Raw genomic sequence first — 17,417 nt, 5'->3', positions numbered from 1 at the left:
GCGAATACAGACGCTTACAAAAAGCGTTGCAAGTTCGAAAATGATCAACTAGTCTTTCGTTAATGAAAATATCGCACTGAGTGGTTGCCAGATAATAATCGCTAAATAAGCACGAACAACCACCTTCACTCGCGATCAGCGCACCACTCTCTATCGATACTAACTATCAATAACAACGACGCTAGCGAGATCGGCATGTCCTTACATTTGCAAAATATCGACCACGTCGTCGGAGGTCAGACCCATATCAGTGGGGTTGACCTAGAACTGGAACCCGGTTCCTTTAACGTATTGCTGGGGCGCACCTTAGCGGGCAAAACCACGCTCATGCGCCTGATGGCAGGCTTAGAGCAGCCAACCCGCGGGCGTATCTTCATGGATGGCAAGGATGTCACGGGCGTTTCGGTTCGCAAACGCAACGTTTCCATGGTGTACCAGCAGTTCATCAACTACCCAAGCCTCACGGTACGCGACAATATCGCCTCACCGCTGAAGCTAGCAAAAACCCCACAGCAGGAAATCAACCGGCGCGTTGGCAGTATTGCCGAAATGCTACATATCGAACATTTGCTCGACCGCTACCCCCAGGAGCTTTCCGGTGGGCAGCAGCAGCGCACCGCCATGGGGCGCGCACTGGTCAAGGATGCCGATTTGATTCTGTTTGATGAGCCGCTGGTCAACCTGGATTACAAGCTGCGTGAAGAGCTACGCGATGAGCTGCGCGACCTATTTAAGGCACGCAACTGCATTGCCGTTTACGCCACTACCGAACCCAACGAAGCGCTGGCCCTAGGCGGCAACACAGCGGTACTCCATGAAGGCAGGCTGCTGCAGTATGGCCCTACCGAGCAGGTGTACCGCGAACCCAACGGCCGCCATAGCGCGGAGATGTTCTCTGAACCGCCAATTAATATTGTGCCGGGCAAGTTAACAACTTCTGAAATCACTTTTGACCAGTCGCTGCACTTCCCCTGCGACCCAGGCCTTCAGAAGCTGGCTCCAGGCGATTACGACTTCGGCGTGCGCGCCTCGCATATCACTCTAAAGCCCCAGTCAGCCGATGATTTAGAGCTATCAGTGCTGGTAGATGTGGCCGAAATCAGCGGTTCAGAAACCTTCCTGCATGTGCGCCACGAACGCTTCCCGCTGGTGCTTCACCTGGCAGGCATCCATGAATTTCACGTAAACGATGCGATTAAGGTGTACTTCCCGACGCACCAGCTCTACGCCTTTGATAAGCAGGGTAGCACCGTGCATATCCCCTCTTCTGTTCAAGGGAGCGTTGCCCATGGCTGAAATTACTCTAAAGGGCCTAGCACACAGCTACAGCAAAACACCCAGCAGCCACAGTGATTACGCCATTCGCCAAATGGAACACGTCTGGCATCAAGGCGGCGCTTATGCCCTGCTCGGCCCGTCGGGCTGCGGTAAATCCACCCTGCTGAACATTATTTCTGGCCTGCTTGAACCCTCCGAAGGCGACGTGCTGTTCGATGGGCAGCGAGTCAATGAGCTGCCACCGGAGGAGCGCAATATTGCTCAGGTTTTCCAGTTCCCGGTGATCTACGACACCATGACGGTGTACGACAACCTGGCTTTCCCGCTGCGCAATATGAACACCCCCGAATACAAGGTAGACCCTAAAGTCCGGGAAATTGCCGACATCCTCGACCTGACGCCGCTGCTCTCCCGTAAAGCCAAAAACCTGACCGCTGACGAGAAGCAGAAAGTTTCTATGGGTCGTGGGCTGGTTCGCGACGACGTCTCTGCCATTCTGTTTGACGAACCGCTCACGGTGATCGACCCGCAGCTCAAATGGAAGCTGCGTCGTAAGCTCAAAGAGATTCATGAGCGCTTCAATATCACCATGATCTACGTCACCCACGACCAGCTTGAGGCATCCACCTTCGCTGACAAAATCGCGGTGATGTACGACGGTCAGGTGGTGCAGTTTGGCACGCCTCGTGAGCTCTTTGAAAAACCAGCGCATACCTTTGTGGGCTACTTCATTGGGAGTCCTGGCATGAACTTTATGAGCGTCACCCACCAATCTGGTCAGGTGATGTTTGGCGAGCAGCCGCTTCCTGTGAGCGAGGCCATCCGGCAGAGCGTGGCAGCGGCAAGCTCCAGCAATATCAAGCTCGGTATCCGTCCTGAGTTTATTACGGTGAGCAGCACGCCAGCGTCAGACAGCGTGCCAATTAGCGTAATGAACGTGCAAGACCTAGGCACCTACTCACTGATCAGCTTCACACTGAACGGACAGCTCTTTAAGGCACGACTATCTGAAGGACACGCGCCAATCGGCGAATCCGCCTTTGCAACGTTCTCCGATCAGCATACCGCGCTCTATATCGATGAATACCTAGTGGAGATCGGCCATGAATAATAAAGTATTTAATAACCGCGCATGGCTGCTGGTACTTCCCATGCTGGTACTGGTGGCCTTCTCTGCCATTATTCCACTCATGACCGTGGTTAACTACTCGGTGCAGGACGTGCTCGGCCCTAACGCCCGCTTCTTCACCGGTGCTGAGTGGTTCCATAGCATTCTGAACGACTCTGCGCTGCGCGACGCCTTCGTGCGCCAGATTCTGTTTTCGCTGACCATTCTGGCCATTCAGGTGCCGTTGGGTATCGGCATTGCGCTGATTATGCCTAAACGGGGCTGGCAAGCGTCCGCCGTACTGATCCTGATTACCCTACCGCTACTGATTCCCTGGAACGTAGTGGGCAGCATTTGGCAAATCTTTACTCGTGGCGATATCGGCCTGATGGGCTGGGGTCTGCGAGAGCTGGGCATCGACTACAACATCACCCGTAATGCGGGAGATGCCTGGGCGACGATTATTTTGATGGATGTTTGGCACTGGACACCGCTGGTCGCCATGCTGTGCTACAGCGGCCTGCGCTCGATTCCCGAAGCCTATTACCAAGCAGCGCGCATTGACCGCGCTTCCAAGTGGGCCATCTTCCGCTACATCCAGCTTCCCAAGCTCACCAACGTATTGGTTATCGCGGTGCTCCTGCGTTTTATGCACTCCTTCATGATTTACGCAGAGCCTTTTGTATTGACCGGCGGCGGCCCAGGCAGCTCTACCACCTTCCTGAGCCAGTCGCTAGCCACCATGGCGATCGGCCAGCAGGACCTAGGCCCTTCTGCCGCGTTCTCGATCATCTACTTCCTGGTTATTTTGCTCGTGAGCTGGGTGTTCTACACCACCATCATGCACATGCAAAAAGATAAGAACCCGCACGGGGGAGCATGATATGTACCGCTTAGAAAACACCCAGCAGGGTGAGAAATACAACACTATTTTTAGCCGCACCACCTCGGCTCAGCGTCGCAAACGCAACGCCCGCAGCCGCTTGCGCTCGCGGATGCTGTTGGGGCTCTATCTGTTCTTGATGATTCTGCCGATTTACTGGCTGATCAATATGTCGCTGCAAACCAACAGCGAGATACTGGGTTCCATGACGCTGTGGCCCCAGAAACTGACGTTTGATAACTACATCGGCATCTTCACCAACTCCAGCTGGTACATGGGCTATGTGAACTCAATGCTATATGTGGCGCTCAACATGCTGATCACCATTTGCGTCGCGCTGCCTGCTGCCTACGCGTTCAGCCGCTATCGCTTTATTGGTGACAAGCATCTGTTCTTCTGGCTGCTCACCAACCTGATGGCACCGCCTGCGGTATTTCTGCTGCCCTACTTCCAGCTCTACTACTCGGTTGGGCTGTTTGATACCCACATCGCTGTTGCCCTGGCCCACTGCCTGTTCAATATTCCGCTGGCTATTTGGATTCTGGAAGGCTTTATGAGCAGCGTGCCGAAAGAGATCGATGAAACGGCCTACATCGACGGCTACAGCTTTCCACGCTTCTTCATCAAGATTTTCATCCCCATGATCCGCTCCGGTATCGGCGTCACGCTGTTCTTCCTGTTTATGTTCTCCTGGGTAGAGCTGCTGCTGGCACGCACGCTCACCGCCACCGATGCCCAACCCATCGGCATGATCATGACCCGCACCTCCACTGCCTCGGGCATTGATTGGGGCACGCTAGCCGCTGCCGGCGTACTTACCATCGTGCCGGGCATTCTGGTGGTCTACTTCGTTCGCAACCATATCGCCAAGGGCTTTGCCCTGGGCCGCACCTAAGGAGTCATGCTATGTCTTGGATGGTATGGACAACGCCAACTGCCATTTTCTTTTCATCCATTGCCGCGATGCTCGCAGGCATGACGCTGTGGGAAATTTTATCGCCCACCGTTGAGCGCAAAGGCTTTTTGCCAATTAGCACCACCCGAGGTGACAGGCTGTTTATTGGCCTGCTCTCCGCAGCATTTATCCACCTAGGTGTTATCGGCTTCACCACGCTATCCATCTGGATTGCACTAGCACTATCAGCGGTATGGCTGCTGGTGTTAATGCGCTGGGGCTAGGCCACCGGCTTAGCATTCAGCGTCAGTACGGCGGTATCAAGGACGCTCACGTTATCAGGGAAGAGCACAACAAAACGAGGTCAACATGCGTAATAACAAGTTCAAACTCACTACCCTCGCCGCTAGCCTCATGCTCGCATCGGGGAGCCTAATGGCAGATGACCATGACGCACGGGCAATCGCCGAGCGCTTGGTCGATGAGCACTTCCAAAACTCAACCCTAAGCCGTGAAGAGCAAATCGAAGAGCTGCTTTGGTTCGCCAAGGCTGCCGAGCCTTTCCGCGGTATGGATATCCAAACCGTGGCAGAGGGCTTAACCACCCACGTCTATGAGAGCGAAGTGCTTGCCCCCGCGTTTAGCGAGCTGACAGGCATTAACATCACCCACAACATTATTGGCGAAGGCGACGTCGTCGATACCATGCAGAACCAGATGCAATCGGGTAACAGCATCTACGACGGTTTTGTGAACGACACCGACTCCATTGGCACCCATATTCGCTACGGCACCACCATTAACCTAAGCGACGCCATGGAGAATGAGTGGGCAGACTACACGCTGCCCACCCTGGATTTGGACGACTTCATTGGCCTGCAGTACGGCACCGGCCCGGTTGGCAGCCTTTACCAGCTACCCACCCAGCAATTCGCCAACCTGTACTGGTTCCGTTATGACTGGTTCCAGCGCGAAGATCTGCAAGAGCAGTTCCGTGAGATTTACGGCTACGACCTAGGCGTGCCCACCAACTGGACCGCCTATGAAGATATCGCCGAGTTCTTTACCGAACATGTCGGTGAAATCGACGGTACCAAGGTATACGGGCACATGGACTATGGCCGCCGCGACCCGTCACTGGGTTGGCGCTTCCATGACTCCTGGCTCTCCATGGCGGGTATGGGCAGTCCCGGCGTGCCTTCCGGTAACCCGGTGGATGACTGGGGTATTCGTGTCAACGAAGATAGCCAGCCGGTCGGCGCAAGCGTTAGCCGCGGTGGTGCGACCAACTCCCCCGCCTCTGTGTTTGCGATGCAGAAAGCCGTAGATTGGCTGCGTGATTTCGCACCGCCCGAAGCGCAAGGCATGACCTTTGGTGAAGCTGGCCCCGTGCCCGCACAAGGCCACATTGCCCAGCAAATCTTCTGGTACACCGCCTTTACCGCCGACATGACCGACCCAGCTGTTGCCGTTACCGATGATGAGGGCAACCCCTTATGGCGTATGGCCCCTTCCCCCACCGGCCCATACTGGGAAGAAGGTATGAAAGTGGGTTATCAGGACGTGGGTGCCTGGACCTTCTTCGACTCCACGCCAGAAGACCGCCGCACCGCTGCTTGGCTATTTGCCCAGTTCACCGTGGCGAAAACCACCTCGCTGGAAAAACTGATGGCGGGCCTAACGCCGATTCGCGAGTCTGACATCTTCTCTGAACAGATGACCGAAATGGCACCCAAACTGGGCGGTTTGGTGGAGTTCTACCGCAGCCCGAACGAGTCCAACTGGACGCCAACCGGTACCAACGTACCTGACTACCCGCGCATGGCACCGCTGTGGTGGCAAAACCTGGCGCCAGTAATGAGCGGCGAAGTTACTCCCCAGGAAGGCCTGGATAAGCTGGCAGCCGATATGGATAACACCATGCACCGCTTAGCCCGCGCTAACGTCTTCGACAGCTACGCCCCGGTGCTGAACGAAGAACGCGATCCGCAATACTGGCTTGATCAGGAAGGTTCACCGAAGCCGAAGCTAGAAAATGAAATGCCGCAGGGAACCACCGTTCCTTACGATGAAATGATGGAAGCATGGATGGCGGCGGGTACCCGCTAATGCCTGAAGGGCGGGCATTAGCCCGCCCCGTTCTAGCGGTGTCATCAGCGGCGGGCATGGCATGCCTCATCCACTTGTTGAAACCGCATACCAACACGGGGCTTTTTCTTAATTAATTGGAACCGCTATGAAACTGCGTAACCGTAATGTCGAGAAATTGCACACTGATGACTTTGACGCGCTGATTATCGGTGGCGGCATCAATGGTGCAGCAACCGCCGCCGCCCTGGCAGGTAAAGGTGCCAAAGTGGCCCTAATCGACCGTGGCGACTTTGCTGGCAGTACCAGCATGCACTCCTCAAACCTGGTTTGGGGCGGCATTAAATATATGGAAAGCAAAGATTTTGCACTGGTACGTAAGCTCTGCAAAAGCCGCAATCATTTAATAAAAAGCTACCCGTCTACCGTTCAAGAAATTCGCTTTCTTACCACGATTACCAAAGGTTTTCGCCACTCGCCCCGCTATTTGTGGGCGGGCACCTGGCTCTACTGGCTAATGGGCAATGGCTTTACCAAACTGCCACGCTTGCTCTCGCCCAAAAGGATAAAACAGGAAGAGCCCATTATCGATATTAACGGCGCCGTTGGTGGGTTCGAGTATTCTGATGCTTACCTCCACGATAACGACGCCCGCTTTGTGTTTAATTTTGTGCGTCATGCACTGAACTACGGCGCGGTAGCCGCCAACTACGTTGAGTCTCTGGGGGCAGAGCGCGAGGGCAACACCTGGGTTACCAAAGCCCGCAACGTCATGGATGGCAGCACCTTTAGCATCCGCTCCAAAGTACTGATTAATGCCGCTGGCCCTTGGGTCGACCAGCACAACGCTCTTACCGGGCAAAAAACCACCCACCAGCATCTCTATTCCAAAGGCATTCACCTGATCGTGCCGCAACTGACCGACACCAAGCGGGTGCTGGCGTTCTTTGCCGATGATGGACGGCTCTTTTTTGTGATCCCTATGGGCAATCGCACCTGTATCGGCACCACCGACACGCACATGGAGCACCCAGAGGTAGATGTTACCGCTGACGACATCGCTTTTGTGCTGGAAAATATCAATAAGCGCCTAACGCTGGATAAACCGCTAACCCAAGAGGATATTATCTCTACCCGCTGCGGCGTGCGTCCTCTTGCCATTAAGGCGGACCAAGGCAGCGACCGGGATTTCCTTCAGCTATCGCGTAAACACGTCATCGACACCAACCCAGAGAGTGCCCATATCAGTATTTTTGGCGGCAAGCTGACGGACTGCCTAAACGTGGGCGATGAAATTGCCGATGAGGTGAAGCGGTTAGGCGTTACGCTCACCGACCCCAATTTCCTCTGGTATGGCGAACCGCCCGAAGCGGTAAAACGCCAGTTTATGGATCAAGCTAAGCGAATGAACCTAGATGAGATGACGGCTCCTACTTCCTCCGAGCCACTCTCTTCGCGGTTGTGGCGGCGCTATGCCGAGCAGGCTATCCCCATGCTGGAAAAAATTCGCCAGGACCCCTCGGAAGCCGATATTCTTATTGAAGGCACTGAGTATATTCGCTGCGAGCTGGAGCATGCCCGGGATCATGAGATGATCACCCAGCTTGAGGACTTCCTGCGCCGCCGGGCAAAAGTATCACTGGTGGTTCACCATGAGCAGCTACGCCACTCCGCTGGCCTGAAAGAAGCGTGCCGCGTGCTGTTTGGTGATGCCGCAGAAGAACGCTTTGCCACGTACTTTGAAGAGAATCGCGACACTTCTCGTCCACCCGTGGAAGCGCTCCCTTAAAAGCATTCACTTCCACCCATACTTAACACTACACATTAACCACTTAATAAACCCTGCTTAAAAATCGCTAACAACACTCTCCCAACCACACTCCTTTCATAAGAAAAAGCCCCTGCTAATTTAATAGCAGGGGCTTAAAAATGTTAAGCAAGCTAGTGAAGGGGGTTACTCTTCGTGCTCGACTAACAATTGTGAATCGCCCGCTAATACTTCATCCCATGCTTCTTCCAGTGTGCAGCCTGAACGGCTATCAATGGTGTCGATAACTTCGACAGCATGTTGGAGCGACTCACGGTTGCTTTTCAGCGCCAATACCAGCTTGGCTAAATCCTGTTTGCTGAAAGAGCTAGCGATACGGTCGGCTTGTTGGCTCAATTCGATGCAGTTCATAATAAGTCCCTCATGGTATGGTCAACCGCTGCTTGTTATTGCTTAAGCTTCGCTTATTGAATCATCAAGCAGCCATCTTAATTAACGACGAATGGTGACGTTGCTACTCATGCTGGGCCGGGTAAGTGCCCAGTTCGGTAACTGCGATATGGTCACAAGCGTTACAAGACCTTCGCCTTAAGCGCCCTGGTAATGCGGCAGCGCCTCGGTGTGTAGCAAGGAGCAGTTCAGCGTATCGGGATAACAAAACACCGCCCTGATCCATGACTTCACTATGGTTCACGGGGGCGATGCTTACAATGCATCATTGGCCGCAGGCGTGGTTGTAGTTTGACTACATAACGGTAAAAAAAGCGGCGTTGGTGACAATTACTTTCAGGAGAAGGGTTAAACAACTGTTTTAAAAAGGTTTAACGCATTTTGAAGAAGCGCCAAATACTTGCTAAGCAACTGCATCTTGGCGCTTATTGCGAAACCGGGGGGAAGTTTACACTTAAAAAAACATACAACTATTAGACATACGGATATAAAAAACGCCGCTATTGCCATAGCGGCGTTACTCTTTGCTAAATGAGCGCCATGAGTTAACTTGAGCGCACCCGGGATACCGCATCTAGCCAGCCTTGATAGAGCTTTTCACGAGTGGCTTCCTCCATAGTGGGCGTAAAGCTCCTCTCACACTGCCAAAGCTGCTCAATCTCTTCCAACGTGCTAAACCAACCAAGGCGCAAACCGGCCAAATAAGCAGCTCCTAGCGCCGTGGTCTCAAGGATGATTGGCCTATCGACTTGCACATTGAGCATATCGGCCAAGAACTGCATCACCCAGCTATTTTTCACCATGCCACCATCGACGCGAAGATTCCCTGGTGTGGCATCCATGTCGTCGTTCATACAGTGTTGGAGGTCGCGGGTTTGATAACACACTGCCTGCAGGCCCGCCGCCACGATTTCGGCAATGCCGGTATCACGGGTGAGGCCAAAAATCGCGCCACGGGCTTTCGGGTCCCAGTGGGGTGCGCCCAGCCCGGTAAAGGCTGGCACCAAATAAACGCTATGGCCGCTACGGGTTTTCTGAGCCAGAGCTTCGGTTTCCGAGGCATCCGCAAACAGGTTCAAGCCGTCCCGCAGCCATTGCACCGTTGCCCCAGCCACAAAGATGCTGCCCTCCATCGCGTAGGTAGGCTTACCGTTAATCCGATAACCAACCGTAGTCAGCAAGCGATTTCGTGATATTGAGGCCGTCTCCCCAGTATTCACAATCATAAAGCAGCCGGTGCCGTAGGTACTTTTACCCATGCCAGGCTTAAAACACGCCTGCCCTACCAGCGCCGCCTGCTGGTCGCCCGCAACACCCGCAATAGGCAGCGGTGCGCCCAGCCAGTGCGCTTCTACGGTGCCGAAGTCGTCACTGGAATCCTTCACTTCAGGGAGCATATTAGCGGGCACGTTAAACAGCGCCAGCAGTTCTTCATCCCAGGTTTGGTCATGAATATTAAATAGCGCTGTGCGTGAAGCGTTGGTGGCATCGGTGACATGCTGCTTACCGTCGGTAAGCCGCCACATCAAAAAACTATCGACGGTACCGAACGCTAGCTCGCCCCTATCTGCGCGTTCACGGGCACCCTCTACATTATCGAGTATCCAGGCAAGCTTGGTAGCAGAGAAGTAAGGGTCAATTAGCAGGCCGGTTTTCGCCTGTACGGCGTCAGTGTGGCCCTCATCCCGCAGCGCCTGGCAGCGCTCAGAGGTGCGCCGGTCTTGCCATACAATGGCATTATAGAGCGGCTTGCCGGTGGCTCGGTCCCACACCACGGTGGTTTCACGCTGATTGGTAATGCCCACACCATCCACTTGCTCAGGCGTTATCTGGGCTTTTTTCAACACCTCACGGCAGGTAGCAATAACAGATTCCCAAATATCTTCGGGGTTATGTTCGATCCACCCATCGTGCGGGAAATGTTGGGGAAATTCTTGCTGGGCAACTGACGCAACCTGGCCTTGACGGTCAAACAGAATTGCACGGGAGCTGGTAGTGCCTTGGTCGATGGCGAGAATAAAGGAGGACATATCGTGTTCACTTTGTTGTAGGATTTTCGTTTTTGTCTATTTTGTTTCGATTTATTATTATCCAAGGCTACTCCAGCCGTTTAAAATGCTCAAGTATGAACTCTTTCCACCTTAGCTGTAGCTCGGATGTAGCCTGAATCAAGCAGCGCTTCAGGCAATGTGCAGCGCCACATCGTGCTGGGTGAGTAGCCGTTGGATCGGTTCAGGTGGCTTTCGATCGGTGAATAGTGCATCCAGCTGGGAGATGTTGCCCTGGCGTACCACCGGGTTACGATGAAACTTGGAGTAATCCGCAGCGAGGTAAACCCGACGGGAGTTGGCAATAATGGCCTGGGCAACGCGCACTTCCTGGTAGTCAAACTCCAGCAGCGAGCCATCCTCGTCAATCCCGCTGATCCCGATAATGCCGTAATCCACCTTGAACTGGTTGATAAAGTCGATGGTGGCCTCACCAATAATACCGCCGTCTCGAGAGCGCACCTGCCCCCCTGCAATAATGACGGTGAAATCTTCTTTATGCTGGAGTATCGCGGCAACATTTAGGTTATTGGTAATAATTTCTAGCCCTTGGTGCTCTAGCAGTGCTTGAGCAATCATTTCATTACTGGTGCCAATATTGATAAATAGCGATGAGTGATGGGGAATATTCTGCGCCAAGCAGCGGGCAATACGCTCTTTCTCTTCCAAGTGCAGGGTTTTACGGGTGCTGTAGGCGGTATTCACCGTGCTGGATTCCACTCCCACACCGCCGTGGACACGGCGCACGCGGCCTTCGTTAGCCAACGTGTTTAAGTCGCGACGAATGGTTTGTGGGGTCACTGCAAAGTGTTCGGTCAGTTGCTCGATGCTCATATAGCCGTGCTGGCGAACCAGTTCGACGATGGCATCTTGGCGGTACTGTTGGTTCATAAGCCCGGCCTGTTCGTTATTTATTGATCTATGTACGCTATAGATTAGCAAATTTTCGCAATCTGATAACGCGAACATTTTGAACAAGCCAAGGGTTACGCTTATGTTGAGCTTACTTCAGAGCGGCCATACCCACAGAATAGCAGGGATAGCCACCGCCATGACCACCAGCGAAAGCGGCAGTCCCAGCTTCCAATAGTCGCCAAACCGGTAGCCCCCTGGGCCAAGCACCAGGGTATTTGACTGGTGCCCAATCGGGGTTAAAAACGCACAGGAGGCACTGACTGCCACCACCATCAGGAACGGATCTAACGACGCCTCAAAGCCGTTGGCTAAGCTAGCGGCAATGGGGGCCATGAGCAGCGCTGCAGCAGCGTTATTGACCACATTAGACAGCAGCATAGAGAGCATAAATAGACCCACAAGCGAGACAATAATCGGCCACTCAACGCCAAAGCGCAGCAGCGCCTCAGCAATAATGTCCGCCCCGCCGCTGGTTTCTAGCGCCTCGCCCACCGGCAGCATCGCGGCCAGTAGCACAACAACGGGGCCATCAATGGCTTGATAGCCATCCCTTAACGGCAGTACGCCAATCAGCAGCGACACCAGTGCGGCGCTGCTCATGGCAACGGCGGCAGGCAACAAGTCAAACATCATCGCTGCAATGGCTAGCGCAAAAATGCCCACCGACACCGCCAATTTGCGCGGCTGCCCCAAGTGCAGTTCCCGGTTAGCCAGCGGCAGGCAGCCCAGGGTTGATAAGCTATCGGCGATTTCGTTTTCGCTTCCCTGCAGTAACAAGACGTCACCGGTTTGGAAACGGATATCCCGCAGGCGCTGCTTTAAGCGGCCACCGTCACGGGCGACGGCGACTAAATGCAAGCCGAACTGGTGGTTAAGACGTAGCTCCCGCACGCTGCGGTTAACCATCACCGAATCATTGCGTATCACCACCTCAATCAGCTGAAGGCCTTCGGTATCCACCGGCTGCCGCTCATCGTCTTTCTTGGCGTCAGTTTCCTGTTCCTGCTCCTGCGCTTCATCCGGCTCTTCAGGCTCGGCAATGGCGCTCAGGCCTACTTTATCTTCCAGCAACTTTAGCTCGTCCGGGCCAGCTTCCAGCAGGAGAATATCGCCCTCTTGCAGAACGCCGTGGAATTGATAACCCGCTCGGCGATTATCCTCACGAACCACTGCTAAGACAGGAATGGTCTCATCAAGCTCATCGCGCAGTTGTTGGAGGGTGAGCCCATTAGCTTTGGAGTCTTCGGTTACTTTCAGCTCGACCAGATAGTTGGCGGTATCAAACATATCGTCCGCCGCCGCCTGACCGCTGCGCTTAGGCGTTAAGCGCCAGCCCACCAGCACAATAAACACCAGGCCAGCAAGCGCTACCACAATGCCCACCGGTGAGAAGCTAAACATGCCGAAGTTTTCACCGGTCATATTGCCCCGGTAAGCAGCAATGATGATGTTGGGTGGCGTGCCAATCAGCGTGGTTAAACCACCCAGCAGCGAACCAAACGCCAGGGGCATTAATAGCAGTGAAGGAGACGTATTGTGTTCCCGTGCAAGGCGCATCGCCACCGGCAGCAGTAGCGCCAGCGCCCCCACGTTATTCATCACACCGGAAAGCACGACCACCGTGCCCACCAGGACCAGAAGCTGTAGCAGCAGGCGCTCGCCCACCTTTAGCACCTGATTGGCAATCACATCGACCACGCCGGAGCGTTCAAACCCACGGCTCAACACCAGCACCGCCGCCACGGTGATCACCGCCGGATGCCCAAAGCCCGCAAAGGCGTCCTCCGCAGGCACCAGCCCCAGCATCACCGAGCCTAGCAGGGCAGCCAAGGCCACCAAGTCGTAGCGGAAACGGCCCCAAATAAAGGCGACTAGCGTTAGCCCCAGCACGATGAATACCAGCGTGCTGGGGGAGAGTCCTATGCTTTCCAGAGTCATGCGCGTGCCATCTCCTTATGTTGGCTCAGCTATGCCCCCTTGATATCCCTGATATCAAGAAGCGCTGGGCAGTGAGCGCCACATTAGACGATGACTATACGGCCATACAAGCACTGAAAAAATAGGGAAAATTCCACGCGCCTTAACTTTTCATACGGGCCAGCAACCGCTCGACGGCTTCCAGGTGCTCAGGCTCATTATGGCACATCCCCTGGAACACGGCGCATACATCCAGAAACGCCTTCAGCTCCATATCCGGGGCCATTTTCATTAGCCGCTTGGTGAGACGTGTGGCTTTCGGCGGCTGGGCTGCAATACGCTTGGCGTGGGCCAGCGCCGCATCCATCAGCTGCTCAGGCTCTACCACCTCTAGCACCACGCCATAGGTAAGCGCTTCATCGGCGCTAATCACCCGCCCCGACATCGTTAGCTCAAAGGCGCGCTGGTAGCCAATTTGGCGCTGCATAAACCACGCACCGCCATCGCCGGGGATGATGCCTAGGTTAAGAAACGTTTCCCCAAAGCTCGCCTTGCGGGAAGCAATACGCAAGTCCGCCATGTTCGCTAAATCGAAACCGGCACCAATCGCCGCGCCGTTCACGGCGGCAATAATGGGTACTTCCACCTGACTAAGCACCAGCGGCATACGCTGGATACCTTGGCGGTAACGCTCGGCCACTTCAGCCACATCCCCCGCAAAGTCACCGCTGCGTTCGGCCATATCTTTCACATTGCCGCCCGCGCAAAAAGCGCTGCCAGCGCCGGTGATCACCAGCACCGACACCTCTGTGCAGCGGTTCACCCACGTGGCGGTGGTGACGATATCATCCACCAGCGCCGTACCGGTGAGCGCATTACGCACGTCATGGCGGTTAAGGGTGAGCGTTGCCACGCGGTTTTCCAGGGTTAAGGTGGCGTCGGTTAATTCAGGAAGTGTCTGGCTCATGGGTGGCGCTCCACAATGATTCGGGCATCGACGATGGCATAGTTAGCGGCAGAATAGCCTTCTGGATAGGCAATCACCGGGTTCAAGTCTAGCTCGCAAATCTCCGGGTAGGCTTCCACCAACTGAGAGACCTTCATTAACAGCGCTACCAGCGCCTGCTTATCGACACCCGCAGCCCCTCGCACCCCCGCTAGCACCTTCTGCGCTTTAATTTGATCGACCATGGAGCGTGCGTCGCGCAGGGTAAGCGGCAGCGAGCGGAAGGCCACGTCTTCGAGCACCTCCACGAAGATGCCACCCAAGCCAAACATCAGCACCGGGCCGAAAATCGGGTCGCGCAGCATGCCGATAATCACTTCGACGCCCTTCTCGGCCATCGGTGTTACCAGCACGCCCTCTACCTTGGCGTTTGGGTCGTAAGCCTGGGCGTTTGTGTGAATTGCCTGAAAGGCATCGCGCAGTGCGGCTTCACCCACCAGGTTGAGCTTAACTCCGCCCGCGTCGGATTTATGCAGGATATCTTTCGAGACCACCTTCATCGCCAGCGGCGTGCCACCCGTGCGCTGGGCGATCTCGACGAGTTCATCCTCACGACGCACCAGCCACTCCTCGGGCACCGCGATGCCGTGCTCCGCCAGCAATGCTTTCGCTTCAAATTCCAGTAAGTCGCGTCCTTCTGCCTTGGCCGCTTTTAGCATGGCCTTGCCTGTTTCCGATGGCGCGGCGGGCGCTATCGTCTCCTGCGTTTCTTGGCTGGCAAGATACTCCCCCCGCTCGCCCAAGGCAGAAAGTACCCGCACCGCATGTTCAATGGAGGCGTACACCGGCAAACCGGCCTCGTGTAGACGGCGTAGCGCAGGCGGTTTGATCGGCGCATAGAGGCTGTAAATCACAAGGGGTTTCTCGGAGGCTTGAGCCAGTTCCACCATGTGCTCTGCACCACGCATCTCGTCGCCCATCAGCGACTCCGCAAAGCGCAGGCTGTACCCCCCGAACATGCCCACTAGAAAGACGCTATCGACACCTTCATCCGCCATCACTAACTCAATGCAGCGGGCCAGCAGCGAGGGGGTCGCATCCGAGGAGCCAGCAACGTCCACCGGGTTAATCGTCGACGCCTGGGGCAGCAGCACCTCGCGCAGTGCGGCACGGGTGGCGTCGGAAAGCTCGGCCAGCGTCAGGCCCGCCTCTGATAACCGATCAGCGGCAATGGTGGCTTGGCCGCCGCCGTCAGAAATCACCGCGACGCGCTTACCGGGGGCTTTTTGCAGCCGCCCTAGCCCTTCCGCCACGGGTAGGATTTCATCGGAGTACTGCACCACGCTAACGCCTGCTTGGCGCAGCAGGTCTACCGTCATTTGATAACTACCGGCTAAGGCACCGGTATGGGAGCTGGCAGCTTTTTGGCCCTGTTCAGTGGCACCGGATTTATATACCACCACCGGCTTCATGGCGGTCACGTCACGGGCCACTTTCAGGAACTGCTGCCCGTCGCGAAAGCCTTCCACATAAAGGGTGGCAACACGGGTGTATTCGTCTTCCCCTAAATAGCGCAGATAGTCGTTAAAACCGATATCGCTCTGGTTACCTGGGCCAACGTAGGTGCTAAACCCCACCTGCCCATTGTGCTGGGCCTCCAGCGCCAGGGAGAGCAGCATATTGCCGGATTGGGAAACAATGCCGATATCGCCCGGTTTGACGTTCTCCAGCGCCAGCAAGTTGATTCGGTGATGCAGGTTAAACATGCCGGAAGTATTTGGGCCGATGATACGCACGCCGTGGGCACGGGCGGCCTCCATCATTTGCGCCTCTAGCGCCGCGCCCGCCTCGCCGGTTTCGCCAAACCCACTGGCAAGAATCACCGCCCCCTTCACGCCACGGCGGCCACACTCGGCAATCAGCGCAGGCACGGTGGCGGCGGGTGTACAGAGCAGCGCAAGCTCAGGGCTGCCCGGCAGCTCGGTGATAGAAGGCCACGCCTTCACGCCTAAAATGTGGTCGGCTTTCGGGTTAATAGGGTAAATCGCCCCCCGATAGCCGCCTTTGATGAGCCCAACCATGGCTTTGTAGCCCCGTTTGGTAGGGTCAGCGGAGGCTCCGACGACGGCAATGCCGGAGGGGGCTAATATTTCATGCAACGGGCTGCGGACTGGAAGATGACCTTCGATGGTGTTCATGGTGTGACCTGTTTGACAAAGAAGTGCGCGAGGGATTGATTCAGAACTCATGCCTAAGGGTTAAGCCCACATTCATTGGCCCTGAAAGTTCGGCGTGCGCCGCTCGGCAAAGGCATCAACCCCCTCTTGCCAATCCTCGGTGGTGGAACAGGTAAACACCGCATCCAGCTCCTGCTGCAGCTGGCTCTCCATACTGGTATGGGCGCTGCGATTGACCAGCGGCTTGAGCATCGCCATAGAGACCGGCGCCTGCTTGGCAAGCCGCTCGGCAAGGGCGTGGGCTTCCGCCATCAGCTGCGCTTGGGGGTAGCTGGCCAGCGCCAAGCCGATCTTGGCGGCTTCTGAACCATTAATTTTGTCGCCTAGATAGAGCAAGCGGCGGGCCTGGGTAAGTCCTACTAGTTGAGGCAGCAGTTTTGAGACGCCACCCCCCACGCAGGTGCCAATGCTGGTTTCCGGAAAGCCAATCTGCGCGTCCTCCGCCATCACGATCAAATCACAGGAGACCGCCATTTCCGCCCCCGCCCCTAGCGCATAGCCGTTAACCGCTGCCACCACCGGCTTACTGAGTTTGGTGATGGCCTCGCATACATCATTGCCTAGCTGCAAGTACGCCCGGCGCTGAAACAGCGTGCGTGAGGCACTGCCGTGGGCCTTCATATCGGCACCAACACAAAAAGCGCGCCCCTCGCCGGTCAGCACCACCGCCCTTACCTGGGGGGACTGCTGCGCTAGCCGTAGAGCATCCAGCAGCTCTTGATAGAGCATTTCAATGACGGCATTTAGGCGTTCCGGGCGATTCAATCGCACGGTCAGCACGTGGGCGTCCAGTGAAACCAGCAGGGTTTCATAGTTGGGCAGCGCAGTGGCGTTGACGGACATGGTGCTTTTTCCAACCTCCAAAAGGGGTAGTGCTGTGGACT

The 17,417-nt window shown here is 55.5% G+C and carries 14 protein-coding genes; 7 read left to right on the top strand and 7 right to left on the bottom strand.

Annotation, left to right across the window (positions count from 1 at the left end; translation table 11 throughout):
- Window positions 1-195: 195 nt before the first annotated feature.
- The 7 genes from LG300_RS06520 to LG300_RS06490 all read left to right on the top strand — a co-directional run bounded on the left by LG300_RS06520 (window position 196) and on the right by LG300_RS06490 (window position 8,041).
- Window positions 196-1,296 carry an ABC transporter ATP-binding protein gene (locus LG300_RS06520; RefSeq protein ID WP_404377587.1) on the top strand — a complete coding sequence of 367 codons (1,101 nt, stop codon included), beginning with the start codon at window positions 196-198 and terminating at the stop codon, window positions 1,294-1,296.
- On the top strand, window positions 1,289-2,389 hold the full coding sequence (locus LG300_RS06515; RefSeq protein ID WP_404377586.1) for an ABC transporter ATP-binding protein: 1,101 nt from the start codon (window positions 1,289-1,291) through the stop codon (window positions 2,387-2,389). The genes LG300_RS06520 and LG300_RS06515 overlap by 8 nt, the downstream gene beginning before the upstream one ends.
- A complete protein-coding gene (locus LG300_RS06510) occupies window positions 2,382-3,269 on the top strand; it encodes a carbohydrate ABC transporter permease (RefSeq protein ID WP_404377585.1) in 888 nt (295 codons plus the stop codon). Before LG300_RS06515 ends, LG300_RS06510 begins: the two co-directional genes overlap by 8 nt.
- 1 nt (window position 3,270) lies before the next feature.
- Window positions 3,271-4,164: a carbohydrate ABC transporter permease gene (locus LG300_RS06505; RefSeq protein ID WP_404377584.1), complete on the top strand. Its 894-nt coding sequence runs from the start codon at window positions 3,271-3,273 to the stop codon at window positions 4,162-4,164.
- Window positions 4,165-4,175: 11 nt separating this feature from the next.
- Complete coding sequence (locus LG300_RS06500) at window positions 4,176-4,448, top strand: DUF2160 domain-containing protein (RefSeq protein WP_044628030.1); 273 nt, start codon at window positions 4,176-4,178, stop codon at window positions 4,446-4,448.
- A gap of 85 nt (window positions 4,449-4,533) precedes the next feature.
- Window positions 4,534-6,273: an ABC transporter substrate-binding protein gene (locus LG300_RS06495; protein ID WP_404377582.1), complete on the top strand. Its 1,740-nt coding sequence runs from the start codon at window positions 4,534-4,536 to the stop codon at window positions 6,271-6,273.
- A 127-nt stretch (window positions 6,274-6,400) separates the two neighbouring features.
- Entirely contained in the window at window positions 6,401-8,041 is a 1,641-nt protein-coding gene (locus tag LG300_RS06490; RefSeq protein ID WP_404377581.1) for a glycerol-3-phosphate dehydrogenase/oxidase, read from the top strand.
- Between the two features lie 165 nt (window positions 8,042-8,206).
- Here the strand turns inward: LG300_RS06490 and LG300_RS06485 are convergent, their stop codons facing one another.
- From LG300_RS06485 to LG300_RS06455, 7 genes are all read right to left on the bottom strand, one after another.
- Window positions 8,207-8,431, bottom strand: a complete 225-nt coding sequence (locus LG300_RS06485) for a hypothetical protein (RefSeq protein WP_044628033.1) — start codon at window positions 8,429-8,431, stop codon at window positions 8,207-8,209.
- 584 nt (window positions 8,432-9,015) lie between these two features.
- Window positions 9,016-10,500: a glycerol kinase GlpK gene (gene glpK / locus LG300_RS06480; RefSeq protein WP_404377580.1), complete on the bottom strand. Its 1,485-nt coding sequence runs from the start codon at window positions 10,498-10,500 to the stop codon at window positions 9,016-9,018.
- 150 nt (window positions 10,501-10,650) lie between these two features.
- Window positions 10,651-11,409 (bottom strand): DeoR/GlpR family transcriptional regulator, encoded by a 759-nt coding sequence (locus LG300_RS06475; RefSeq protein WP_404377579.1) that lies wholly within the window; start codon window positions 11,407-11,409, stop codon window positions 10,651-10,653.
- Window positions 11,410-11,526: 117 nt separating this feature from the next.
- On the bottom strand, window positions 11,527-13,371 hold the full coding sequence (locus tag LG300_RS06470) for an SLC13 family permease (RefSeq protein WP_404377578.1): 1,845 nt from the start codon (window positions 13,369-13,371) through the stop codon (window positions 11,527-11,529).
- A gap of 142 nt (window positions 13,372-13,513) precedes the next feature.
- Window positions 13,514-14,317 carry an enoyl-CoA hydratase-related protein gene (locus tag LG300_RS06465; protein ID WP_404377577.1) on the bottom strand — a complete coding sequence of 268 codons (804 nt, stop codon included), beginning with the start codon at window positions 14,315-14,317 and terminating at the stop codon, window positions 13,514-13,516.
- Window positions 14,314-16,494 carry an acetate--CoA ligase family protein gene (locus tag LG300_RS06460; RefSeq protein WP_404377576.1) on the bottom strand — a complete coding sequence of 727 codons (2,181 nt, stop codon included), beginning with the start codon at window positions 16,492-16,494 and terminating at the stop codon, window positions 14,314-14,316. The genes LG300_RS06465 and LG300_RS06460 overlap by 4 nt, the downstream gene beginning before the upstream one ends.
- Window positions 16,495-16,566: 72 nt before the next feature.
- Window positions 16,567-17,376, bottom strand: coding sequence for an enoyl-CoA hydratase/isomerase family protein (locus LG300_RS06455; RefSeq protein WP_404377575.1), 810 nt, complete (start codon window positions 17,374-17,376; stop codon window positions 16,567-16,569).
- Window positions 17,377-17,417: the final 41 nt, after the last annotated feature.

This window comes from Vreelandella aquamarina (assembly GCF_044805175.1).
Classification (GTDB): domain Bacteria; phylum Pseudomonadota; class Gammaproteobacteria; order Pseudomonadales; family Halomonadaceae; genus Vreelandella; species Vreelandella aquamarina_B.
Note: the sequence above shows the minus strand (reverse complement) of the source record. Positions and strands in the feature narration are given on the sequence as shown.